Source organism: Marinisporobacter balticus, from assembly GCF_004345705.1.
GTDB lineage: Bacteria > Bacillota > Clostridia > Peptostreptococcales > Thermotaleaceae > Marinisporobacter > Marinisporobacter balticus.
In genome coordinates this window covers 230,278-254,464 of sequence record NZ_SLWV01000002.1, presented here as the reverse complement: position 1 = coordinate 254,464, position 24,187 = coordinate 230,278, and the positions used below count along the sequence as shown (strand labels likewise).

Sequence of the window (24,187 nt, the reverse complement as noted above, 5' to 3'; positions counted from 1 at the left end):
AAGTAATTATTTTATTCCTATGTATCATAAAAAGATAATAAGTGGAGATAATGTAAATAAAGATTTATTAGGATGTGAGGATATGTTAGATAAGGCATTGAAATGGATAAAGCGGATTTTGAGGGTTCTAATGGTTTTGATTTTAATAGAAAGATTTATCTTTGGATTTACCATTATACAAGGCATGTCTATGGCGCCTACGCTTCAAAATAACGATAAATTATTTATTAATAAAATCGTATACCTATTTTCAAAACCGCACTATGGAGACCTTATTGTTTTTCATCCCCCTATTGAGGAAAGAAAAGATGAATTGTTTATTAAGCGGATTATTGCTGTAGAAGGAGAACGGTTTTGTATAAAGGAAGGAAAGCTTTACATTAACGGGAAAGAAATAAAAGAATTCTATACCTATAATGAGGAATATAAAGAGAGAGTATATAAAGTAACCAGTGGCAAGGTGCCAAAAAATATGGTATTTGTTATGGGTGATAATAGAAATGATAGTAATGATAGCAGGTGTTTTGGTTTTGTTCCTAAAAGAAATATAGAAGGAAAAGCAAATTTAAGGATATTGCCACTAGATGCAGTACAAGTTTTTTCTATCAAATAATCCAGGGAGATGTAAATATCTCCCTTTTAGGATGGGAAATTTAAGAAGGTCCATTCTGATTCGACAAAAATAAGTGGAGAGATGGACAAGGTTCATGAATAAAATAGATTAAAGAGTTCTAGTAAGGAAGATAAGGGGGCATTTTTATGGATAAATCTAAAAAACTTTCGTATAAGAGGTTAAAAAAAATGTATAACCCTGATAACTTTCCCTTTAGTTCTACAGAAGAATTAGCATCTGCTAAAGAGATTATAGGGCAGAGTAGAGCTGAGAAAGCAATGGAATTTGGATTGCGTGTTAAAAATTCAAAATATAATATATTTATTGTTGGATTAAAAGGGACTGGTAAAAAAAGTTATGCAAAAAAAATTGCAGAAAAAAATGCGAAAACAGAAAACATACCAGATGATTGGTGTTATGTTTATAATTTTGATGAACCTAGTAGACCGATTGCCTTAAATATGCCTCCTGGAATGGGGAAAATATTTTGTGATGATATGGATGAACTGATCAAAGAACTATTGGAAGTGGTACCAAAGAAGTTTTCTGATGAAATATATGAACAATATAAAGGAAAAATTATTAAGAAATATCAAAAGGAAAGAAATATATTATTAGAACAATTGACTGCCTACTGCTTGGAAAATGGTTTTGATATAAAAAATACCAATAAGGGATTTGCGCTTTCACCACGTATTAATGGAAAAGCAATTGGTGATGAGGAATATGAAATGTTGGATGAAGAACAGAAAAAACAAATAGAACAAAAAGCAGAGGATGTAGAAAAAAAAGCAGTAGCATTGCTAAGAAAAATAAAACATATTGAACATAAAGCAAAAATAAAGATGGGTCAGTTAGATGATGAAGTTGGAAGATGCACAGTAAAACCTTTTGTTGATGTATTATTTGATAAATATAAAGATCATGAGAAAGTAATAAAGTATCTAAAAACAGTGCAAGAAAATATAGTAGAGAATATATATGATTTTGATGCATCAGAAGAAGAACAGGATGAAACAGTGGAAGATAGTTTTTTAAAAAAATATAAGGTAAATCTATTTGTAGATAATAGCAATAATATTGGTGCACCAGTAATTATTGAATACAATCCAAGTTATCAAAATCTTGTTGGGAAAATAGAATATGAAAATGAACAAGGATCGCTAAAAACAGATTTTACGATGATTAAAGCGGGTGCGATGCATAAAGCAAATGGAGGTTATTTAATACTTCAGGCAAATCAAATTCTTTCTAATATAAAATCTTGGGATGCTTTAAAAAGGGTAGTGGAAACAGGGCAATTGTGTATCGAGAGTTTGAGAACACAGCTAGGAATTGTGGATATAGTTTCACTAAAGCCAGAGGCAATAAATATTCATTTAAAAGTAATACTTGTTGGAAATCCTTATATATACAATATGCTTTACGCGTATGATGAAAATTTTGAAAAGCTATTCAAAATTAAAGTTGATTTTGATTCTGTAATGGATGGAAATGAAGAAAATGGGCTAAAAATGGCACAATTTATACGTTTTTTTTGTGAAAAAGAAAAATTGAAACATTTAGATGCTAGTGGGGTTGCGAAGATTTTAGAATATAGCCATAGAATTGCAGGAAGTCAAAAAAAGCTTACTACAAGATTTAATAAACTAGTAGAAATATTAATTGAAGCAGATGTATGGGCTGAAATAGATCAAAGTTTATTGATTGCAGAAAGGCATGTAAAAAAAGCATATGTAGAAAAAATATATAGAAATAATAAAATTGAACAAAAAATCGAAGAGATGTATAAAAAAGGAAAAATTTTATTCCATACAAAAGGGAAAAAGATAGGAAGTATTCACGGTTTATCTGTGATTGACTTAGGGGATTATATATTCGGAAAACCTTCTGCCATTTCTGTTACAACCTTTGTAGGAAACAAAGGTATTGTAAATATTGAAAGGGAAGCTAAGTTAAGTGGAAGCATTCATGATAAAGGGGTAATGATTTTAGAAGGGTATTTAAGTGAAAAGTTTGCACAAGAATATCCATTGACATTAACAGCAAAAATTTGCTTTGAGCAAAATTATAGTGGTGTAGATGGGGATAGTGCTTCTAGTACAGAACTGTATGCATTATTATCTAGTTTAAGTGATACACCAATCAATCAAAATATAGCTGTAACGGGATCTGTAAATCAAAAAGGAGAAATACAACCTATTGGAGGAGTAAGTGAAAAAATCGAAGGATTTTTTTCACTTTGTAACTATTATGGTCTTACAGGTGAGCAAGGGGTAATTATTCCACATCAAAATATAGAGGATTTGGTCCTTTGTGATGATGTGATAGATGCTGTAAAGGAAGAAAAATTTCATATCTATCCTATTTCAAAAATTGAAGAGGGGATGGAAATATTAACAGATACTTCCTTTGATGAAATCTGTGAAGCGGTTAAAAACAAATTGGATCAATACATGATTACTGTAAAAAATGAAATAAGAAATAAAGGTTCAAAAATGTTTAAAAGAAATAGGTGATATTCACCTATTTCTTTATACCATTCAAAAATAGTTCATGTAAGTTCTCTATATGAATTTCTTCTGATAGATTATCCTTGAAAAAAAGTTTACTCACAAGGATATGGTGGATACTTCCCATAAACGATAAAGCAGCAGTATAAGGATGAACTTCCCTGAAAGTTCCTAAATTTATGCCAGTTTGAATAAGATTTGCAATAAAATCAATTTTTTTTCTGTGTCTTGTTTCTAAAAGTTTATGAATTTCAATACCAACATTATGGGCTTCATGCATGAATATATGAGCTAATTCTCCATTATTTGTAATAACTTGTGCTTCAAGATAAATATATTTTCTAAATTTATCAATAATGTTTGCTTCATCTTCAATGGTTTTTATTAAATTTTCATAATATATATCTGCGTAATACTTCATCATTTCTGCAAATAAGTGCTTTTTACTATCGAAGTATTCATAAATTGTACCTTTACCAACACCAGCGCGTAAAGCGATTTCACTAACCTTTGCTTTATGAAATCCATCTCTACAAAATATTTTCATGGCTGATTCGATGATGAACTGTCTTTTGTTTTTTTTATTATCCATTTTAAAACCCCCAAAAAAGAAAAAACTAATGGTTTTCTTGGATTAGTTTTTTCTTTTTTCTATTTTTAAATCTAGCTTTTATTTTGTCATGAATATCATCAAAAATAGTGTAGACAACAGGGATAAAAGCTAATGTTAGTACAGTTGATAATAATAGTCCACCTACAACAACAGTAGCCATAGGTGCTTGCGTAGATGCACCTTCTCCAATTCCTAGTGCTAAGGGCAGTAGCCCTAGTACAGTGGTGAGTGTTGTCATAAGGATAGGCCTAAATCTTGTATGACCAGCCTTTATAATGGCTTCTTTTCTTTCGACACCTTGTTCTCTTAGTTGATTAATATAATCTACTAAAACGATCGCATTGTTAACAACGATTCCTGCTAACATAATAATTCCGATAAAAGCTGGAACAGATAGAGAACGTCTTGTAATAAATAATCCTATAAATCCACCAGATAAAGCAAAAGGTACAGAAAGCATTACTGTAAAAGGATGTAGCAATGATTCAAACTGGGATGCTAAAATCATGTACACAAGAATAATAGATAGAACCAAAGCAATGGCCAAACTTGAAAATGCTTCCATCATGTCTTCGTGTTCTCCTGTAAAGTTATAGCGATATCCAGAGGGTATTTGATATTCATCAATTTTTTTCTGTATATCATCTGTTACAGATTTTAAATCCCGTCCAAATAATTGGGATGAAACTGTAACAGTGCGTACCTGATTGATTCTTTTAATTTGTGTAGGAGAATTACCGTACTCTATGGTTGCGATTTGACCGATCGGAACGGCTACACCTGTAGGAGATTTAATGAGTATTTGTTTCATGTTTTCTATAGATGCTTTTACATGATCATTTAAAGAGATGTTTACATCAATTTCATCTCCATCAAATTTAAAGTTTGTAGCTTTTACACCTTCAACTGCAGCTTTTAAACTATTTGCTAAATCATATGTGGTAATGCCATAAAAGGAAGCTACTTCTCTGTTTAAAATGATCCTTGCTTCGGGTTCGCCTTCTTCTGTATCTATATTGACTTCAGATGTGCCTGGCACAGATTTTGCTATTTTTTTGAAGTCTTCACCAATAGATTTTAAAATGTTTATATCATCCCCCTTTATTTCTATCTCAATGGCAGAACTGCTTGGGCCACCACCTTGCATAGAGGATGATTCGCTAACAGTGATTTTTGCGCCAGCAAAAGAAGATACTTTTTCTCTTACTTCATTTACAATTTCTTCTGTAGTACGGTTACGATATTTTTGGTTTATAAGGGTTGCTGTGATGGTTGATTTGTTAGATGCACTGGTAGAAAATCCTCCACTTGAAGCAACTTCTGTGAAAATTTTATCTTTTTCAGGCAATGCTGTAACAATCTTTTCAAGTTGTGAAACAATTTTATTTGTATCTGCTAAATTTGTTCCAAAAGGAAGTTCGATAGATACTGTAAACATTCCTTCATCTTCTTTTGGAAAGAATTCACCACCTACCATACCAACCAATGCAATAGAAGAAATGAATATGCTCAATCCAATCGAAATGGTAGTTTTTCTGTGACTAAGTGTAAATTTTAATACTTTATCATAAGCTCTTGATAAACGGTCAACAGAGCTTGAAAATAAGTCTAATAATCGACCTAAAGAAGGTCCAGTATGCTTTCGTTTTTTCACTTCTCCGACCTTTAGAAGTTTAGAAGAAAGCATGGGTACAATTGTTAGTGCGACAACTAAAGATGCGAGGAGGGAAAAGGTTACAGCAAAGGAAAGCTGCTTAAAAACAATAGAAGTAAACCCTTCCGTAAAAACCATAGGTAAAAATACAGCCACTGTAGTCATCGTAGAAGCAAATACAGCCATTCCCACTTCTTTTGCTCCGAATATGGCAGATTCTATTCTACTATATCCATTTTCTCTAAAACGGTAGATGTTTTCTAAAACGACGATAGAGTTGTCAACGAGCATGCCTATCCCTAATGCCAATCCACCTAAGGAAATTAAGTTAATGGTAAGGCCCCCAAAATACATGAGTGCAAATGTAGCAATAATGGATATAGGTATCGCAATACCAACAATAAAGGTTGAACGTATATTTCTTAGGAATAAATATAGGATAACAACAGCTAGAAGTCCTCCTACAAGTGCATTTCTAGTAACATTATTGATGGATTTATTAATAAATTCTGATTGATCCATACCGACTACAACGTCAAGATCTGGATAATCATTTTGTATATTAGATACTTCAGCTAATACTTTTTCAGCTACTTTCACTGTATTTGCAACAGATTGTTTTTTTATACTAATACTTATTGAATTATTTCCGTTTACTCTAGATAAACTTTCTCTTTCTTTATAGTCTAATGTGATGGTTGAAATATCAGAGAGTCTTATAATTTCTCCACTTTTTAGTATAATAGGAACTGCTTTAATGTCCTCTATATGCTTAAATTCACCTGTGGTTCTAGCTAATAATTCCTTTGACCCCTTATTTACTTTTCCACCAGGTAAGTTTAAATTTTCTGCCCTTAGGGTATTTTGAATTTGAGAAAGAGTGAGCTCATAACCTGATAGTTTATCTTGATCTACTTCTACTTTTACTTCGAGATCATTTCCACCAGCCAAATCCACAGAGGCTACACCGTCTAATCTTTCAAAACGGGATGATATTTCATCCTCAATAAGGATTTGTAATTTTCCAATTTCCATCGTAGATGAAATACCTAATTGAATGATGGGTTGCGCATTTGGATCAATTTTTAGCACCATAGGAGAAGATGCGTCATCTGGCAAAGTGCCTTTTATTAAATCAACTTTTTCCCGCATTTCAAGCGCAGCTAAATCCATGTCTGCACTCGATTCGAATTCAGCAACAATGATTGCATTGCCTTCTCTTGAGTAGGAAGATAGATTTTTCAATTTACCAACAGTAGCAACAGATTGTTCTATTGGTTTTGTAATTAGTGTTTCAATTTCTTCTGGTGCAACGCCACTATAATTTACAGAAACAATAGCTACTGGAATTTCCATTTCTGGATAAAGGTCGATGGGAAGCAAATTTAAACAAACACCTCCCAAAAGAATCGCTATAAGCATAAACATGAGCGTGGTAACAGGTCTATTTACAGATATTTTTGATAAATTCATCGTATCAACTCCTATTTAATGATTTGTACTTTATTGCCATTTTCTAAGTAATTTTGACCTTTTATGACAATTAGATCGCCCTCTTTTAAGCCATTTGTTACTTCAACCTCTTTACCATTATCAATTCCAAGTGATACTTCTTGTAATTGGGTCTGATGATCATGGACTACAAATACTACTTCCTTCCCATTTTTTACGACTACAGAATCAGATGGGATAATAAGGATATTTTCTTTTTTATCAGAGACAATGCTAATTTCTGCAAACATTCCAGCTTTCACTAAAGTATCTTTATTTTCAAGAGAAATTTTCATAGGATAAGTAAGCCCATTTTTTGTAGGGGATGGAGATAGGGCAAAAATTCTTCCTTTTAGAGATGCATTACTTGCTGATTTAACAAGTACATCTACTTCGTCTCCTGTATGCACTTTATTAATGAGATGCTCTGATATCGAAGTTTCGATAAGGACTATATCTAAATTTGCAATGGTGATAGCAGACATACCAGATGAAGCTATTTCTCCGCTACTGATGTCAACAGAAGTAATAAAACCAGAAATAGGGGCCGATACAATACAATCTGAAAGACGTGATTTGGCATTTTCAAGAGTTACCCTTGCTTGTTCTACTTGCGCTTTTACTTGTTCTAACTGAGCTGTAGATGCTTTAAGGGCTGAATCTTCAAATACTTGTTCTGAAATGGCGCCTTGTTCGTATAAGGCTTTATTTCTTTCGTGATTTTTCAGATTATGATCGACTGTCTCTTGTGTAAGCGTTAAGTTTGCAAGCGTAGCAGCATAAGAAGCTTCTGCGCTTTTAACCGTATTGAGTATATCCTTTTGATCAAGTTCAAAGAGTACATTTCCTTTTTGAATGCGATCTCCAATCTCAACATGTACGTTCATTACTTTTCCAGGCGTTTTTGCAACGATACTAGATTCTTCGATGGGTCTAATTTTACCTGATAATGTTGTTTTGAGTGTTAAATCTTGCTTTTTAACTATAGCTGTTTGAACACGAATTAATGGTTCTTCTTTAGCGATAGCTGGTTGCTTTTTTCCACAGCCTGTTATAGTCATAGTTACCAATAATATTACTGCAAATACTAAAACGATTTTCTTACACATTTTATCCCTCCAAGACTGACCAGTCGGTCAATATATTTTCAACTTAAATGTTATATATATATGGTGTTTACGTCAAGAAAAAAATTGTAAAAAATGAATTAATTTTCTAAAACGAATCTGTTTTAAATAATGATAAGTAAACAAGGAAAATAGACATACTATATGGGAAGGTGTGCTTGCCAAATGGTAGATAATATTATAAAGTTTATTGAACAGGATAATAGGGTAGAAATTATTAAGATAGATATAGAGATGCTATAGAAAGGAAGAAACTATGAATATTAAAACTAAAAAAATATTAGAATTATTAAATAAAGAATATCCTAATGTAAAATGTGAATTAAACTACAATACACCCTTTCAACTTTTAGTGGCGACGATATTATCTGCGCAAACAACAGATAAAAAAGTAAATGAGGTTACAAAGCAATTATTTATAGATTATCCAACCGTATACAATTTTTCAAAACTAACCATACCAGAGTTAGAAGATAAAATTAGAAAAATAGGACTTTATCGTAATAAAGCTAAAAATATTCTAAAAACAGTAAAAATGTTGATAGAAGAATATAATGGGCAAGTACCTAGTAAGTTTGATGATTTAGTATCTTTACATGGCGTAGGAAGAAAGACAGCGAATGTTGTATTAGCAAATGCATTTAATGTACCTACTATTGCAGTAGATACCCATGTTTTTAGGGTGAGTAATAGAATTGGTTTAGCGAATGCTAAAGATGTTCTACAGACAGAAAAGGATCTTCAAAAGAATATTCCAAAGAAGGACTGGATTGAAGCGCATCATTTATTCATCTTTCATGGAAGAAATCTATGCATCGCGAGAAAGCCAAAATGTGAAATTTGTCCTATCAATAGGGAATGTAAATATTTTAATCAAGCAGAATAAATTTAGAGAGTTGCTCTGTTTAGAAAACATTTAAAAGCACAATGTTCTAGTGTGATCATATTTCTATCATATATATGGCTTAGGAAATGAATGGAACTTCTTAAAGGAATAACCATAAAGTCAAAAATATAAAATGTAGAACTTATTGTTCTATGGTTTTTTCTAGTTTTTTGATATAAATGATTAGAAAATGTCTACGTTTCATATGAAAAATATGTAAAGAACAACTATTTATAAAAGAGGAAATTGTAAAAAAATGAAGAATATAATGTAAATGTGTGAAAAAAGTAGAGAGATGAAAGTCGAAAGAGGTGCAAAGGATGATAGAATCCACATTATCCCAAATAAGTACGCAGGAGATTATTTTTTCATTAGATATTGGTACAAAAAGTGTGGTGGGGATTATAGGGAAAAAAGAAGCAGAGAAGTTTATCGTTATTGATGTTGAAATTATGCAATACGCAAGTCGTGCCATGTACGATGGGCAAATACATGATATTGAAAAGGTAGCATGTGTTGCGAAAGAAGTAAAAGAAAGCCTTGAAGAAAGAACAGGATTTAAACTAACAGAAGTAGCGATCGCGGCTGCTGGTAGGGCTCTTAAAACTTGTCGTGTTCGAACAAGCAGAGAAATTGATGCCACAAAGGAAATTGATCAAACTACGATTCATAGTTTGGAGATCGAAGCCATACAAAAGGCACAAGAAATGCTGGATGAAAATAATAATAGTAAGGATATAAAATATTATTGTGTAGGACATACAGTTGTAAATTATTATTTAAATGACAGTATAATTACATCGCTTAAAGGACATAGGGGTGATAAAATAGATGCAGATGTTTTAGGTACATTTTTGCCATATGTTGTTGTAGATAGCTTATATACAGTTATGCATAAAATAGGATTAGAAGTTGTACATCTAACCCTTGAGCCTATTGCAGCGATTCATGTTGCAATTCCCCCTAAATTAAGATTATTAAATTTGGCGTTAATTGATATAGGTGCAGGTACATCAGATATTGCAATAACAAAGGATGGAACGGTTGTGTCTTTTGCAATGGCATCTGTAGCAGGTGATGAGATTACAGAGGCAATTGCAAAAGAATTTTTACTAGATTTTGATACTGCAGAAAAATTAAAAATAGGATTGAATAAAGAAGAGCGTCATACCTTTGAAGATATTGTAGGGATTTCTTATAAGATGAGCACAGAAGAAATTGTAGAAAAAATTGCGCATGTCATTGAAAATATTGCATCAGAGATTGTAAATAAAGTCATTGAATATAATGGAAAATCACCTAGTGCGGTATTTTGTATAGGTGGCGGAAGTCAAATTCCTACTTTAACAAAACATTTAGCGAGTAAATTAGAATTGAAACAAGAAAGAGTTGTAGTGAGAGGTACTGAGATTATTGAAGGTATTGAATTTCGATGTGAAAAACTTGAAGGGCCTGAATTTATAACACCTATTGGGATTGGTATGATTAGCATAAAAGATAGAGAATATAATTTTATGCAAATACGCGTAAATGAGCAAGTTATAAAATTATTTTATGCAAAAAAACTGCTTGTATCGGATGCGCTGATTAAAGCAGGAATGAATGCAAAAAAACTGATTGCAAGAAGGGGTAAGAGTTTAAATATTTATGTGAATGGACAGCTAAAAAACATAAAAGGTGGGGTTGGAGAACCAGCAAAGATCTATTTAAATGGAAAACTTACGAGTCTGGATGGAGAAATTAAGGATCAAGATGAGATTAAAATCGAAACAGCTACTGATGGAATTGATGCCTTATGTACATTAAAAGAATTAGTAAAAGATATAAATTTTGTGAATTTTAACGGCTTAGATATAAATTTGATTAATAAATTATTTATAAATGAAAAAGAGGTTTCTAGTGAATATGAGATAAGAGAAGGAGACAAAATTACTTTTGTTGAGATTCATACAGTGGAAGAAATTCTAAAAAGATTTAATATGCATGAAGCAGATTATGATGTATATGTCAATGGATTAGAGGTAGGGAAAGATTTTAATTTACATCATAAGGATAAAATTATTACTCATGAGAGAAAACAAATGCTGACACAAAACAATGATAAGAAAAATGTGCATATAAATGAGAATAAAAAAGATGGCAAAATTCAAGTTTTAATCAATGAGCAGATCGTTGATATACCAAAGAAAGAAAGACCCCTGATTTTTGTAGATATATTTGACTATTTCGATTTTGATAGAACAAAAGTGAAAGGCAATTTATTTATGCAATTAAATGGAGAAAAAATAAATTATACGGATACAATAAAAGATGGAGACAAAATAGAAATCTATTGGCAATAATAAAGAAAGAATAGCATAGATAAGAAGGGTTTTGGTTGCGGAGGTAGGATTTGAACCTACGACATCCGGGTTATGAGCCCGACGAGCTACCACTGCTCTACTCCGCGCTAAAAACTTATTCTCTGCTAATAGTATATGTGAAAAAACTAAATATATTCCTTTAAAAAAAAAGAGAAGGAGCGGACTCCCTCTGAGAATAAAAAGGGGAAAAACGAACAGTGGACCTATGTCCACTACATATTATGCATGTACGATAAAAAGGTTACTTGAGAAATGAAAATTTGAATATGTAATAATATAGTATTTTAGTAAATAAATATGTATATTAGTAATATAGGGTTTTATAGCATAATAAAATAGAATAAAAGAAAACTAAGTAAGCAACTTTTACAAAATTTTAGTTGGATAGGCTTGCTTATATGTGTAAGAAAGGAGGAGGACGTTTGAACTCAAATATAAAAGATCAAACAAAAAAATCAAATATTAGCGTTGGACTTATTATTGTTTTACTAAGTTTTCTCATTTCAACTACAGCGATAGCGTCTTTTTTAATTTATAGGGACACGATTCATGATGGTGTGACCATAGAAAATTTAGATATTGGAGGATTATCTACCACAGAAGCAAAGAATAAAATCCAAAATCATTTTAATAAATTACTAACAGATGGACAGATTCATTTTGTTTATGGGGATAAGACTTGGAATGCAAGTGGCAGTGATATAAGTTATGATTATGATTATACAAATGCTGTGAATGAAGCTTATAATATAGGAAGAAAAGGAAATTATTTCGAAAGATTACAAATCATTATTTCTTTATTTAAGAATGCAAAAGATATTAATTTAACGCCTATTTATGACCATGAGAAATTGGATGCTATTATATATGATATTCAATGTGCCATTGATAAACAGACTAAAGATGCAACCATTAAGAAAAAAAATGGCCAATTTTTTATTCAAGATGAAGAAGTGGGTCTTCAGTTAAATCCAGAAAAAACAAAGGGAATTTTTGAGGAAGCATTGAAAACATATAAAATACAAAATGAAATACGAGTGGAACTTCCTGTTGAAACTATTTCTCCTAAAATCACATCAGAAAGCTTAAGTACGATTCATGATTTACTTGGAACATATAGTACGAAATTTAATGCAAATAATGCAAGTAGGACAGAAAATATAAGGTTGGCAGCAAAGACAATGAATGGGACTGTATTAATGCCGACAGAAGTATTTTCTTTTAATGAAGTTGTAGGACCAAGAAGTAAAGAACAGGGATATCAAACGGCTCACGTAATATTTAAAGGAGAATTAGTAGATGGATTAGGAGGGGGCGTATGCCAAGCGTCTAGCACTTTATACAATGCTGCCCTTTTGAGTAATTTAGAAATGGTTGAAAGATATAAGCATACGATTCCTTCTACATATGTACCAAAGGGTAGAGATGCCACAGTTTCTTATGGTGTATTAGATTTTAAATTTAAAAATAGGTTTGCATATCCTATTTATATAGAAAGTTATGTGCAAAACAACGTGATGCAAGTAAAGATCTATGGGCATAAAACCGATAATAAAATTGTAAAAATCCAATCTGAAGAAAATGAAGTCATCAAAATGCCTTTAGAAATTAAATATGATAGTAATTTACCTGAAGGAGAAGAAAAAATAGAGCAAAAAGGAAGAAATGGATATAAGGTTACAACCTACAGCAATATTTATGAAAAAGGGAAAATTTTAGAAAGAAAACAAATTTCAAAAGATTATTATAAACCGCAAAAACAAATTATTATAAAAGGAACAAAAAAATCTGCAGTATCTAATATCCAAGAGCCAGAAGAATCAGAATTGATGGAAGAACCAAATGAATTGTAATGAAAAGAGATAGAACAAAGCTTAAAGAGTAAATGAAATAGAATTTTATGAGGTGTACAAATGGTTGAAGCATTATACGATAAAGAGATATGTTGCTCAATATGTAAAAATATTTTTCGTACAAAAAAAGTTAGAACTTCTGCTGTGAGATTAGAGAAAAGGGATGCAGATTTTTGTGTATACTATAATGGAGAAAACCCAATATACTATGCAGTATTTACATGTCCTAACTGTGGATATACTGCCTTCGAGAGTGTATTTCAAGAAATCAGTCCTAAAGATAAAAAAGTAATTATAGCAAAGGTCTCTAATCGGTGGGTCCAACGAGACTTTGGAAAAGAAAGAAATGTTTATCAGGCCATTGAAGTTTATAAACTTGCTATACTATGTGGACAATTATTAAATCAAAAAAAAGGGATATTAGGGATGCTGTGTCTTAGGTTGGGTTGGTTATATAGATATATTGGAGAAATTAGAGAGTTCGATTTTTTAAAACATGCAATAGATTGTTTTGAAGAAGCTTTTAGATATGAACGTTTACCCATTGGAAACCTTGATGAAATTTCACTAATCTATTTATTAGGGGAATTAAATAGAAGACTTGAAAAATATGATGAAGCGATTGATTGGTTTAATAAGGCAGTGAATAATCGAGCAATTAAGCAAAAACGGAAACTAGATATCCTTGCAAGAGAACAATGGAGAATAGCAAAGGAAGCATATAAGAAACAAAAAGGTGCAGAACAGAATGAATAAAAAAATATAGATTACAAAGGAAAAGTTACGACAAAAGCGTGGTAACTTTTTTGCTTTTCAAAAATTACATTTGGAGGTGAAGTATGTATCCGTTATTAACTACTTTGGGTATGTTGAAATGGATAAGGAGGAATGGATATAAACAAAGAAAGAATCCAATTGTATTTGTACCAGGATTATATGGTTCTATGGGGGAAACCATTATTCCAGGAACAGGAGATTGGGGATTTGGTATGTCAGCACCTGTATATGAACCATTTATTCGTAGCATTGAGGAGTTAGGATACAAAAAAGATAAAGATTTATTTATTGCATTTTATGATTGGAGAAAGGAATGTACATTTTGTGCACAGCATTATTTAAAGCGTATAATAAACGAAGCAAAGAGAAAAGGCAGGAGTAAAAAAGTAGATATTATCTGTCATAGTATGGGAGGGCTTGTATCAAGAGCTTATATCCAAAGCCAACAATATGGCTATGATGTGGATCAACTCATTATGATTGCTACACCCAATGCAGGGGCAGTAAATGCATATTATTTTTGGGCAGAAGGAAAGCTTCCTTACGAAAAAAATATAAAATCAAATATTTTTAGAACGATTTTAGAAGGATACTTATGGATTTTAAGAAAATTTTATAATGCTGAGAATGATATGGAGATGATCCACAATCATTTGAAAAGTGTAAAAGATCTTTTGCCTAGCTATCGTTATGGTGATTATCTTTATTTTTTAGATGAAGATGGAAAGATGCGATATATTCCTTATGAAAAGATGCAATATCAAAATGAATTCTTAGATCAATTAAATCAAAATGAATATCTGCTGAAGCGAAGAAAAATAAAAACTACTTTAATTGCAGGAAAAGGAATTGAAACAAACAATTACTTACAAGTAGATAGACGGTACCAAAACCAAGGGAATAGATGGATGGTTGGAAAAGTTGTTGCAGCGTCAAAGTCAACAGAAGGAGATGGAACCGTTATGTTAAGGAGTGTATTTAGAGTGGAAGGAGACGCTTATGTGTTTGAAGGAACACATGCAGATATATTGAATCGATGTACCTTTGTTATTAGAAAAAAACTAAGAATTAATGAAAATAATGCATATCGAAGTAGTGATAAACTTATTAAAAATTATATCAGTATTCTTGTAAGTGGTTCAGGAGATTTACTGATAAAATCTGCTGTAGAAGAGGGGGGAATTTTATATGATGGGATAAAAAAAGTAGAGGGTGTTTATGTAGAAAGATACAATGAAAAATTAAAATGGATTGTTTTAGTAGGTTTTTCAACAGAACAATGTTATGTTGAATATGTGCCAAATGAAAGTGGAGAAATGGAAATTGTGATAAAGGATAGTTTTGGGAAAATCAAGAAAATGCAAGAAAGAGAAGTGAAAATCAATCAAACGTATCGGGTGAATTTATCTTGAATTGCATGTATATAAAAAATCTGATATAGTTTAGTTTAGTGAAATAAGGCCCACTAAAATGGGACTTATTTTTTTGAAATAGCATAAAGGGTAGCATGTGGATAGAAAGAGGTGATCATATGACTGGAAAAATCACATTGGTTACAGGTGGTGCAAGAAGCGGAAAAAGTAATTTTGCTGAGGATTTAGCAAAAAAATCAGAAAAATCGGTTGTTTATTTGGCTACAGCTATTCCTTTTGATGAAGGCATGAAGGATAGAATTAAAAAACATAGGGAGTCAAGACCAAAGGATTGGATTACTTACGAAGGATACAAGGACTTACATACGTTGATACAAGGAATAGATAAAGAATATAAAATTATTTTGATAGACTGTATTACGATTATGGTTACCAATTTAATGTTCGAAGAGGATGTATGTTGGGATAAAATAAGTCATGAAGAAATTGATAAAATTGAAGAAAAAATAAAAAAACAGATCAAAAAAATGATGGGGTCTATTCGTGAAAATGACTTATGGTGCATTATGGTTACCAATGAGTTAGGCATGGGAATTGTACCAGAAAACAGAATATCACGGATATTTAGAGATATTGCAGGAAGAATGAATCAAATCATTGCAAAAGAGGCAGAAGAAGTATATTTTACTGTTTCAGGACTACCCATGAAATTGAAATAGGAGGAAATAATGCTTTATGAAAAAATTTGTTTTAATCCTACAATTTTTAACGCGAATTCCTATTAACATAAATTTAAAAGCAGATGAAAAGGATTTTTCAGAAGGAATCATCTATTTTCCACTTGTAGGATTGATTATTGGTATGTTCGTTGTATCTGTTCACTATATTGGTTATAAATTAGGTGGTGCATTTTTGGCTTCTGTTATGGCTGTTATTGTAGAAGTTTTTATTACAGGAGGATTGCATCTAGATGGATTAGGAGATACCTTTGATGGTGTTTATAGTAATCGACCTAAGGACCGAATACTAGAAATTATGAAAGATAGTAGATTAGGAACAAATGCTGCATTAGTAATTTTTTTGAGTTTGATTTTGAAAATTGCATTTATAAATAGCTTGGATCTTTCAAAAGTGTATGAAATCTTATTACTTATGCCTGTTTTTTCAAGGTTATGTATTATTTATGGAGCAAGATTTTCTATTTATGCCAGAAGCAGTGGGATGGGAAATATGTTCATAGGAAAGACAAACAATAAACATGTAATGATCGCTATGAGTATCACAGCTGTCATATCCCTTATAAATATTTGGGCACTTCCTTTTATGTTGATAGGATTATGTTTTAGCCTTTGGTATGTAAGGCATATTAGCAGCAAAATTGGAGGAATGACTGGAGATACATTAGGGGCTTTGTGTGAGTTATCAGAGCTTGTTTATTTGTTCTATTTTCTAATCATTTAGAAAGCAGGGGATGAGTTTGATTGAATTAATATTTGTAAGACATGGAGAGACGGAGCATAATGCTGCCGGATTATATTATGGTTGGGATGATAGTTGCTTAACTCAAAAAGGGTTTTTACAGGCAGAAAAGGTTCGTGAAAAATTAAAACGTAAAAATATAGATCATATTATAAGTAGTGATTTAGATAGAACAATGAAAACGGCAGAAATTATCAATAGAAATCATCATGTGAAAATAACCATAGAAAGAAATTTAAGAGAAATGAATTTTGGGTTGTGGGAAGGATTAAGCTACAAAGAAATAAAAGAAAAATACCCACAAAAATTAAAAGAGTGGGAAAATGATTGGATAGGGATGTCGGCCCTTAAAGGGGAAAGTGTCAGCCAAATGTATGAAAGAGTTACAAAAGAAGTTGAAAAAATTATGCATACGTATAAAAAAGGAAATATCTTAATGGTAATTCATGCTGGATGTATCCGTGCAATTTTAGCTTATCTGATTGGAAGAGGAATAGAAGATTATTGGAAGTACAAAGTGGATTATTGTGGAATATCTACCATTGAAATGATAGATGGCTTTCCTGTATTGACTGCTTTTAATCAGTAAAATATATGTGCATATTATGTAAAATAGATTGAAATACATGTCATTTTTTGATAGGATAAAATAAAGTAAATAAGAAAAAATAGGTGTCATAAGACTGAAAAAGGAAGTTCGGTGAGATTCCGACACAGCCCCCGCTACTGTAAGTGAGGATGAAATCAACTAAAAGTCACTTGTATTATACAGGGAAGACGTTGAGAGTAAATTGATTCACGAGTCAGGAGACTTACCTATTTTATTCGTTGCAGTACCTTCGGCGGGAAGGAAAGTAGAATTTTAGTATATTCATGCCCTAGCCAATGTTGGTTAGGGTATTTTTTATAAGGGGATGATGGATATGGGACTACCTAGATTGGTATTAGCAGGAACCCAAAGTGGTGTGGGAAAAACAACGATTTCCACAGGTATTATGGCTGCCCTAAAAAAAAGGGGATGCAATGTAGGTCCTTTTAAAGTAGGACCTGATTATATAGATCCTGCTTTTCATAGTTTTGTTACAAAAAATAAATCTAGAAATTTAGATAGTTGGATGTTAAATGAAGAAACGGTTCTGAATTTATTTATGAAAAATGCATTAGATAAGGATATATCCATTGTAGAAGGGGTTATGGGTTTATATGATGGATATGGCACACAAAGAGATGCAGGAAGTACTGCCCATGTTTCAAAGATTATTGAGGCGCCAGTCATATTGATTATAAATGGAAAAGGTATGTCTTTAAGTGCAGCTGCACAAGTCCTAGGATATAAACAATATGATCATGATGTAGATATAAAGGGAATTATTATTAATAATATTTCTGGAGAGGCACATTATGAGCTACTGAAAGAAATTATAGAAAGAGATACAAAAATAAAATGTGTAGGGTATTTAAAACCCAATCCCAATATTCAATTAGAAAGTAGACATTTAGGATTGATTCCTAGCGTTGAAGTAAAAGATTTAGAAACAAAAATAGAAGAAATAGGAGATATGGTAGAAAAAACCATAGATATAGATGCTTTAGTAGCCATTGGAAATGAAGCAAAGGATTTAAATTTAAGACCTACAATACAAGAAAGAATTGTAGAAAATATTAATATTGGCGTTGCTTATGATGAATCTTTTAATTTTTATTATGAAGATAATCTAGATTTACTGAAAGAGTTAGGCGCAAATTTAATTTTTTTTAGTCCCCTATATGATCAAGAAATTCCTAAAAATTTACATGGTTTATACATAGGAGGAGGCTTTCCAGAAGTGTTTGGAAAAGAATTAGAAGAGAATCTTTCTATGAAAAAAAGTATGAAAGAAGTCATTGAAAAAGGAATGCCTACTTATGCTGAATGTGGAGGACTCATGTATTTAACCAAAGGCATTACAACGCTAGAGGGAAAAAAGTATGAGATGGTAGGCGTGTTTGGTACAGAAGCTACAATGACAAAAAGATTACAAAGATTTGGATATGTACATGTAAATATAGAAGCCCCTTGTGTCATTGCAAAAGAGAATAATAGTGTGAAAGCCCATGAATTTCATCGTTCTATGGTGGAGGATGATAAAGAAAATGATTGTATGTATACCGTAGATAAAATCAAAAATGGTGAAAAAATAAAGACGTGGAAATGTGGATTTAAAAAGAAGAATGCCCTTGGGGCATATGCACATATTCATTTTTATAGTAATATGAATGTGGCAAAGGATTTTGTGAAGAATTGTTTGCTATATAAAGATAGGAGTCGTGAAGATAATGAAAAATAAAAGTTTGATGTTTCAGGGAACAGCTTCCTCTGTAGGAAAAAGTCTACTTACTGCGGCGTTTTGTAGAATTTTTTATCAAGATGGTTATAAGGTAGCTCCTTTTAAGTCACAAAATATGGCACTAAACTCTTATATTACAAAAAAAGGATTAGAGATGGGAAGAGCACAGGTGGTTCAAGCAGAAGCTGCGTGTGTGCAACCAAGTGTACTTATGAATCCTGTTCTTTTAAAGCCAACAACAGATAAAAAATGTCAAGTGATTTTGAATGGAAAAGTATATCAAAACATGTCAGCAATAGAATATCATGCATTCAAAGAAAGTTTAGGTAAAATGGTAAAAGAATCTTTTAACCATTTAGCGAAAGAACATGACATTGTTTTATTGGAAGGTGCAGGAAGTCCAGCTGAAATTAACTTAAGAGACAAAGATATTGTCAATATGGGCATGGCAGAAATGTCAGATTCACCCGTGATTCTAATTGGAGATATAGACCGTGGAGGCGTTTTTGCATCGATCTATGGAACCATCATGCTCTTAACTGAAGAAGAAAGAAAGCGCGTAAAAGGGATTATTATTAATAAATTCCGTGGAGATGTAGAAATATTAAAACCTGGAATTAAGATGATAGAAGATTTAATTAAACTACCTGTTTTAGGGGTAGTGCCCTATTATAATGTACAAATAGAAGATGAGGATAGTTTAGCAGAGCGATTTAGGCATAAAAGGGATGGGGAAGGGCAAATAGAAGTTGCTGTATTGTATCTTCCACATGTATCTAATTTTACAGATTTTAATGTGTTTGAAACACAAGAGGATGTAAAGCTAAGATATGTTATGAGAGGGCAACAGATTGGCAATCCAGATTTACTCATTATTCCAGGATCAAAAAATACTATTGAAGATTTGATTTACTTAAAAGAAACGCGACTAGATGAAGAAATTTTTAGATTAAATCGTCAAGGGAAAACAATTATTGGTGTTTGTGGTGGATATCAAATGTTAGGAAAAAAATTGAGTGATCCATATGAAACAGAAAGTGAAATTAAAGAAATCAATGGACTAGGTTTATTAGATGCAGAAACCGTCTTTGAAATGGAAAAGACAACGACTCAAGTAGAAGCAGAAGTTATTGCAAGTTCAAAAAATGCTTTTGAAGGAATCAAAGGCATGTCTGTTACTGGATATGAAATACATATGGGTCAAACAAAATTAGGAAAAGAGAGTTTTGTTTTAAATCACATAAAAAAAAGTCTTGGGGAAGAAGCTTCTATTGAAGATGGGGCAATTAATGCTACGGGCAATGTAATGGGAACGTACATACATGGGATATTTGACAACATTTTATTTACAAGGAAGATTTTAAATAATATAAGAAAAGAAAAAGGATTAGAGGAAAAAGAAAGTGATTTAGAAAGTTTTAGCGCATTCAAAGAAAAAGAGTATGATAAGCTTGCAAAAATTGTTCGAGAAAATGTCGATTTAGAGAGAATATATAAAATTGTTCAAGGGGAATAAAGATGATCACGATAGGAATAATGGTAAAAATTATAACGATTGGATATATAGCAGATTTAATATGGGGAGATCCTTATTGCTTGCCCCACCCGATCATATTTGTAGGGCGCGGTATAAAAAATATAGAAAAAATCTTAAGACGATTTTGTAAAAGTAATGATCATGAGAAATTAATTGGTGTATTTTTGACGATTATCGTTGTGAGTACTGCGTATCTTATCCCCTTTTCATTGATTTATAGTGCTAAGTTGATTCATCCGTATATAGGCTATGGGATAGAGTGTTTTCTTATTTTTCAGATATTAGCAGCGAAAAGTTTAGATATTGAAAGTAGAAAGGTGCTTTTACAATTAGAAAATGGAAATATTCATGAGGCAAGAAAATATCTATCTTATATTGTAGGAAGAGAAACGAGTCAGCTAAACGAAGAAGAAATTGTAAGGGCTACCATAGAAACGGTTGCCGAGAATACAACAGATGGGATCATTGCGCCTTTATTTTATATAATTTTAGGTGGAGCGCCACTTGGAATGGCATATAAAGCTGCGAACACGCTTGATTCGATGGTTGGATATAAAAATGAAAGATATCTTTATTTTGGATGGGCTTCTGCAAAATTTGATGATCTGCTAAATTATATTCCAGCTCGATTAACCGCATTTTTTATGATTATTGTATCTTTTGCGTTAAAATATGATTGGAAAAATTGTATAAAAATAATAAAAAGAGATAGAAGGAATCATAAAAGTCCAAATTGTGCTTATCCAGAATCAGCTGTAGCTGGAGCTTTAGGGATACAAATTGGAGGAATAAATACTTATTTTGGACAAAAAGTTTATAAACCAACTATTGGGGATCCATTAAAAGTATTAGAAAAAGAAGATATAAATAGAAGTATACAAATGATGTATGGCACATCATTTGTAAGTTTCATGGTATTTATAATATTGAAAATTGGGATCACTTTATAATACGTAAAGCTTCAAAGGAGGGGGGATATAATGAAAAAAGCAAAACATGGTGGGAATATATATGAAATTGCACAAAGACTTAGCATAAAAAAAGAAGAAATTATTGATTTTAGTGCCAATATTAATCCCCTTGGTGTACCAAAATCTTTTAAAAAAGCATTGGTAGAGAATATGGATGTGATTGAAAATTATCCTGATCCTGAATACAATACATTGATAGAAGATATTGCAACCTATCATGGTTTAGAAAAAGAGTATATTACTGTGGGAAATGGCGCTACAGAAGTGATATTTTCTATGATTTCAAATCTGAAGCCTAAAAAAAGCTTGATTCTTGCACCGACGTTTTTAGAATATGAAAGAGCACTTCTAAGATCAGGAAGCTACGTTAATTATTATTATTTAAAGGAAGAAAATAATTTTCAAGTAGATGAACAATTTTTAGAGGCAATAGATGAAAAGCTTGATTTAGTGGTTATTTGTAATCCAAATAATCCAACAAGTCAGCTTATTGGTAGAGAAGAAATGACTAAAATTCTAGAATGTTGCAAAAAAAAGAACATCAATCTAATGATTGACGAAGCTTTTACTGATTTTGTGGATGATCCAAATAGCGTAAGCATGATGCCTTTTATAAAGGATTATGATAATTTATATATCATAAAAGCACTCACAAAGTTTTATGCACTTGCAGGACTTCGAATCGGATATGGAATTACTGTTAACGTGAACTTATTAGAGAAAATCAAAGATCATAAAGAGCCTTGGACCATTAATAGTTATGCAGCCATGGCAGGAATGGTTTTAAAGGATAAAGACTATATTAAGGAAAGTAGAGCATGGATTTTATCAGAAAGAGCCTATTTTTATGATGCGTTAAAAAAGATAGACAAAATAAAAGTATATAAACCAGCATCAAATTATATATTGTTTCAATTACTAAATGAAAAGAAAGACATAAGAGAAGCTTTGTTACAAAAGAAAATTTTAATAAGAAGCTGTAATAATTATAAAAATTTAGATCCTTCTTTTTACAGAATAGCGATTAAAAATCGAGAACAGAATGAAAAATTTATCAATGCATTTAAAGAGGTATTGTATGAAGGTTAAAGCGATATGCCCTGCTTCTTGTGGAGAATTATTACAAGGAGAGATTGGAGAGGGAGAAAAATTAATATCTTATCCAATTGATCTTTATACAGTAGTGACACTAGAGGAATCTAAGGATTTCGTTAAATATAGAGGTAGAAAAAAAGCTATAACAGCAATGTATAAAACAATAGAATATTTTGGTTTACCAAGAAGAATTGGGGATGATTTTTCTATTCATATTTCTTCGCGTATTCCCATTGCAAAAGGAATGGCAAGCAGTACAGCAGATATTGGGGCAACAGCTATTGCTACAGCAAAATTAATTGAAAAAAAATTATCAGAAGACGCATTAGCGAGAATTTGTACTGAAATTGAACCAACGGATAGTACGATTTTTAAAAAACTTACATTGTTTGATCATTTAAATGGCAGAAGAATTAAAAGTTTTGATTGGCAACCAAATTTGGATATTTTAGTTTTTGAATCCCATAAAAAGCTAAATACAGAAGTTTTTAGAATGCAAGATCATAAACTGCTTCGAACAAAAAATAAAGAAAAAGTAGAAAAGGCCTATCAATTGTTTGAAGAAAGCTATGTAAAAAAAGATTTTTCTTTGTTTGGTAAAGCAGCAACAATGAGTGCTTTAGCAAATCAAAATATTTTATATAAACAAAAGATTGAAGATATGATAGAACTTTCGTTAAAGTTTGGCTGTTTCGGTGTAAATGTTGCCCATAGTGGTACAGTAGTGGGTATTATTTTTGAAAAAAATAAAGTAGATGTTAAAGGGTTAGTCGCTAAATTCAGAGAGAAATCCGTGCACCAACATTATTATAAATATTATTTAACGAAGATGGTGCAAGGCGGTGTAAGGTTAATAGATGAAGAATAGGAGGAAATGAAAATGAGTGATTATATAAAGGTGCCTCATCTGATTGAAGAGAGAAGTTTTGAAATGATAACAGAAGAATTAGGGGATAAAACTTTCCCGGAGGAAATAGGTAAAATTATAAAAAGAGTCATTCATACGACAGCCGATTTTCAATATGCAGATATTACGATTATTTCTCCTACAGCGATTGAATTTGCAAAAAAAGCATTAAAAGCAGGGGCGCATATTGTTACAGATACAAAAATGGCGATGGCAGGAATTAATAAAAAAAGACTTGAGAGTTATGGTGGAGAAGTCAATTGTTTTATATCGGATGAAGATGTAGCAAAGGCAGCAAAGGAAAAAGGAACAACAAGAGCAATGGCTGCAATGGAAAAAGCCATTATGGATGAGAAGAATAAAATATTTGTTATAGGTAATGCACCTACTGCATTGTTCAAATTAAAACAGTTTATAGAAGAAGGAAAAGTAAAACCTGATCTTGTAATAGGGGTGCCAGTAGGTTTTGTAGGGGCGGCTGAATCTAAGGAAGAATTTGAAAAACTAGATGTGCCATATATTGTTACAAGAGGGCGTAAAGGTGGTAGTACGGTAGCGGCTGCTATTGTAAATGCTATCATGTATATGTTATAAGAAAAAGAGGATAA

19 protein-coding genes, 1 tRNA gene and 1 riboswitch are annotated in these 24,187 nt (G+C 31.8%); of the genes, 16 read left to right on the top strand and 4 right to left on the bottom strand.

Annotation, left to right across the window (positions count from 1 at the left end; translation table 11 throughout):
* Nucleotides 1-82: 82 nt before the first annotated feature.
* Nucleotides 83-613, top strand: coding sequence for a signal peptidase I (lepB, locus tag EV214_RS02785; protein WP_165916190.1), 531 nt, complete (start codon nucleotides 83-85; stop codon nucleotides 611-613).
* 146 nt (nucleotides 614-759) lie between these two features.
* Entirely contained in the window at nucleotides 760-3,132 is a 2,373-nt protein-coding gene (locus EV214_RS02780; RefSeq protein WP_132242462.1) for a Lon protease family protein, read from the top strand.
* Between the two features lie 7 nt (nucleotides 3,133-3,139).
* Here the strand turns inward: EV214_RS02780 and EV214_RS02775 are convergent, their stop codons facing one another.
* From EV214_RS02775 to EV214_RS02765, 3 genes are read right to left on the bottom strand one after another with little or no spacing between them, the layout of a single operon-like run.
* The gene (locus EV214_RS02775; RefSeq protein ID WP_132242460.1) at nucleotides 3,140-3,718 is read right to left on the bottom strand and encodes a TetR/AcrR family transcriptional regulator; all 579 of its coding nucleotides are present in this window, start codon (nucleotides 3,716-3,718) and stop codon (nucleotides 3,140-3,142) included.
* A gap of 25 nt (nucleotides 3,719-3,743) precedes the next feature.
* Complete coding sequence (locus EV214_RS02770; RefSeq protein WP_132242458.1) at nucleotides 3,744-6,866, bottom strand: efflux RND transporter permease subunit; 3,123 nt, start codon at nucleotides 6,864-6,866, stop codon at nucleotides 3,744-3,746.
* Nucleotides 6,867-6,877: 11 nt separating this feature from the next.
* A complete protein-coding gene (locus EV214_RS02765) occupies nucleotides 6,878-7,993 on the bottom strand; it encodes an efflux RND transporter periplasmic adaptor subunit (protein WP_132242456.1) in 1,116 nt (371 codons plus the stop codon).
* A gap of 274 nt (nucleotides 7,994-8,267) precedes the next feature.
* Here EV214_RS02765 and nth point away from each other — a divergent pair, with 274 nt between their 5' ends.
* Nucleotides 8,268-8,897 (top strand): endonuclease III, encoded by a 630-nt coding sequence (nth, locus tag EV214_RS02760; RefSeq protein ID WP_132242454.1) that lies wholly within the window; start codon nucleotides 8,268-8,270, stop codon nucleotides 8,895-8,897.
* Nucleotides 8,898-9,217: 320 nt separating this feature from the next.
* Nucleotides 9,218-11,239, top strand: coding sequence for a cell division protein FtsA (locus tag EV214_RS02755; protein ID WP_132242452.1), 2,022 nt, complete (start codon nucleotides 9,218-9,220; stop codon nucleotides 11,237-11,239).
* A 32-nt stretch (nucleotides 11,240-11,271) separates the two neighbouring features.
* Here EV214_RS02755 and EV214_RS02750 read toward each other — a convergent pair.
* Nucleotides 11,272-11,346: transfer RNA gene (locus EV214_RS02750), tRNA-Met, on the bottom strand.
* A gap of 336 nt (nucleotides 11,347-11,682) precedes the next feature.
* Here EV214_RS02750 and EV214_RS02745 point away from each other — a divergent pair.
* The 12 genes from EV214_RS02745 to EV214_RS02690 all read left to right on the top strand — a co-directional run bounded on the left by EV214_RS02745 (nucleotide 11,683) and on the right by EV214_RS02690 (nucleotide 24,173).
* Nucleotides 11,683-13,113 (top strand): VanW family protein, encoded by a 1,431-nt coding sequence (locus EV214_RS02745; RefSeq protein ID WP_165916189.1) that lies wholly within the window; start codon nucleotides 11,683-11,685, stop codon nucleotides 13,111-13,113.
* A 60-nt stretch (nucleotides 13,114-13,173) separates the two neighbouring features.
* Nucleotides 13,174-13,869, top strand: a complete 696-nt coding sequence (locus EV214_RS02740) for a DUF2225 domain-containing protein (RefSeq protein WP_132242448.1) — start codon at nucleotides 13,174-13,176, stop codon at nucleotides 13,867-13,869.
* An 83-nt stretch (nucleotides 13,870-13,952) separates the two neighbouring features.
* A complete protein-coding gene (locus EV214_RS02735) occupies nucleotides 13,953-15,302 on the top strand; it encodes a lipase family alpha/beta hydrolase (RefSeq protein WP_132242446.1) in 1,350 nt (449 codons plus the stop codon).
* Nucleotides 15,303-15,421: 119 nt separating this feature from the next.
* A complete protein-coding gene (cobU, locus tag EV214_RS02730; protein ID WP_132242444.1) occupies nucleotides 15,422-15,982 on the top strand; it encodes a bifunctional adenosylcobinamide kinase/adenosylcobinamide-phosphate guanylyltransferase in 561 nt (186 codons plus the stop codon).
* Nucleotides 15,983-15,998: 16 nt separating this feature from the next.
* Nucleotides 15,999-16,724, top strand: a complete 726-nt coding sequence (gene cobS / locus EV214_RS02725) for an adenosylcobinamide-GDP ribazoletransferase (RefSeq protein ID WP_132242442.1) — start codon at nucleotides 15,999-16,001, stop codon at nucleotides 16,722-16,724.
* Between the two features lie 16 nt (nucleotides 16,725-16,740).
* Nucleotides 16,741-17,331, top strand: a complete 591-nt coding sequence (gene cobC, locus EV214_RS02720; protein WP_165916188.1) for an alpha-ribazole phosphatase — start codon at nucleotides 16,741-16,743, stop codon at nucleotides 17,329-17,331.
* Between the two features lie 64 nt (nucleotides 17,332-17,395).
* Nucleotides 17,396-17,576, top strand: a riboswitch (cobalamin riboswitch).
* Between the two features lie 89 nt (nucleotides 17,577-17,665).
* Nucleotides 17,666-19,069 carry a cobyrinate a,c-diamide synthase gene (locus tag EV214_RS02715; RefSeq protein WP_132242438.1) on the top strand — a complete coding sequence of 468 codons (1,404 nt, stop codon included), beginning with the start codon at nucleotides 17,666-17,668 and terminating at the stop codon, nucleotides 19,067-19,069.
* Nucleotides 19,059-20,585 carry a cobyric acid synthase gene (locus EV214_RS02710; RefSeq protein WP_243116533.1) on the top strand — a complete coding sequence of 509 codons (1,527 nt, stop codon included), beginning with the start codon at nucleotides 19,059-19,061 and terminating at the stop codon, nucleotides 20,583-20,585. The genes EV214_RS02715 and EV214_RS02710 overlap by 11 nt, the downstream gene beginning before the upstream one ends.
* 2 nt (nucleotides 20,586-20,587) lie before the next feature.
* Nucleotides 20,588-21,556: an adenosylcobinamide-phosphate synthase CbiB gene (gene cbiB, locus EV214_RS02705; protein ID WP_165916187.1), complete on the top strand. Its 969-nt coding sequence runs from the start codon at nucleotides 20,588-20,590 to the stop codon at nucleotides 21,554-21,556.
* A gap of 30 nt (nucleotides 21,557-21,586) precedes the next feature.
* A complete protein-coding gene (gene cobD, locus EV214_RS02700) occupies nucleotides 21,587-22,666 on the top strand; it encodes a threonine-phosphate decarboxylase CobD (protein ID WP_132242436.1) in 1,080 nt (359 codons plus the stop codon).
* The gene (locus tag EV214_RS02695; RefSeq protein ID WP_165916186.1) at nucleotides 22,656-23,540 is read left to right on the top strand and encodes a GHMP family kinase ATP-binding protein; all 885 of its coding nucleotides are present in this window, start codon (nucleotides 22,656-22,658) and stop codon (nucleotides 23,538-23,540) included. Before cobD ends, EV214_RS02695 begins: the two co-directional genes overlap by 11 nt.
* Nucleotides 23,541-23,552: 12 nt before the next feature.
* Entirely contained in the window at nucleotides 23,553-24,173 is a 621-nt protein-coding gene (locus tag EV214_RS02690; protein ID WP_132242432.1) for a precorrin-8X methylmutase, read from the top strand.
* Nucleotides 24,174-24,187: the final 14 nt, after the last annotated feature.

Bases quoted from the DNA above. Each gene is read 5' to 3' on its own strand.
- lepB (WP_165916190.1), top strand. From the start codon at position 83: ATGTTAGATAAGGCATTGAAATGGATAAAGCGGATTTTGAGGGTTCTA.
- EV214_RS02780 (WP_132242462.1), top strand. From the start codon at position 760: ATGGATAAATCTAAAAAACTTTCGTATAAGAGGTTAAAAAAAATGTAT.
- EV214_RS02775 (WP_132242460.1), bottom strand. From the start codon at position 3,718: ATGGATAATAAAAAAAACAAAAGACAGTTCATCATCGAATCAGCCATG.
- EV214_RS02770 (WP_132242458.1), bottom strand. From the start codon at position 6,866: ATGAATTTATCAAAAATATCTGTAAATAGACCTGTTACCACGCTCATG.
- EV214_RS02765 (WP_132242456.1), bottom strand. From the start codon at position 7,993: ATGTGTAAGAAAATCGTTTTAGTATTTGCAGTAATATTATTGGTAACT.
- nth (WP_132242454.1), top strand. From the start codon at position 8,268: ATGAATATTAAAACTAAAAAAATATTAGAATTATTAAATAAAGAATAT.
- EV214_RS02755 (WP_132242452.1), top strand. From the start codon at position 9,218: ATGATAGAATCCACATTATCCCAAATAAGTACGCAGGAGATTATTTTT.
- EV214_RS02740 (WP_132242448.1), top strand. From the start codon at position 13,174: ATGGTTGAAGCATTATACGATAAAGAGATATGTTGCTCAATATGTAAA.
- EV214_RS02735 (WP_132242446.1), top strand. From the start codon at position 13,953: ATGTATCCGTTATTAACTACTTTGGGTATGTTGAAATGGATAAGGAGG.
- cobU (WP_132242444.1), top strand. From the start codon at position 15,422: ATGACTGGAAAAATCACATTGGTTACAGGTGGTGCAAGAAGCGGAAAA.
- cobS (WP_132242442.1), top strand. From the start codon at position 15,999: ATGAAAAAATTTGTTTTAATCCTACAATTTTTAACGCGAATTCCTATT.
- EV214_RS02715 (WP_132242438.1), top strand. From the start codon at position 17,666: ATGGGACTACCTAGATTGGTATTAGCAGGAACCCAAAGTGGTGTGGGA.
- EV214_RS02710 (WP_243116533.1), top strand. From the start codon at position 19,059: ATGAAAAATAAAAGTTTGATGTTTCAGGGAACAGCTTCCTCTGTAGGA.
- cbiB (WP_165916187.1), top strand. From the start codon at position 20,588: ATGATCACGATAGGAATAATGGTAAAAATTATAACGATTGGATATATA.
- cobD (WP_132242436.1), top strand. From the start codon at position 21,587: ATGAAAAAAGCAAAACATGGTGGGAATATATATGAAATTGCACAAAGA.
- EV214_RS02695 (WP_165916186.1), top strand. From the start codon at position 22,656: ATGAAGGTTAAAGCGATATGCCCTGCTTCTTGTGGAGAATTATTACAA.
- EV214_RS02690 (WP_132242432.1), top strand. From the start codon at position 23,553: ATGAGTGATTATATAAAGGTGCCTCATCTGATTGAAGAGAGAAGTTTT.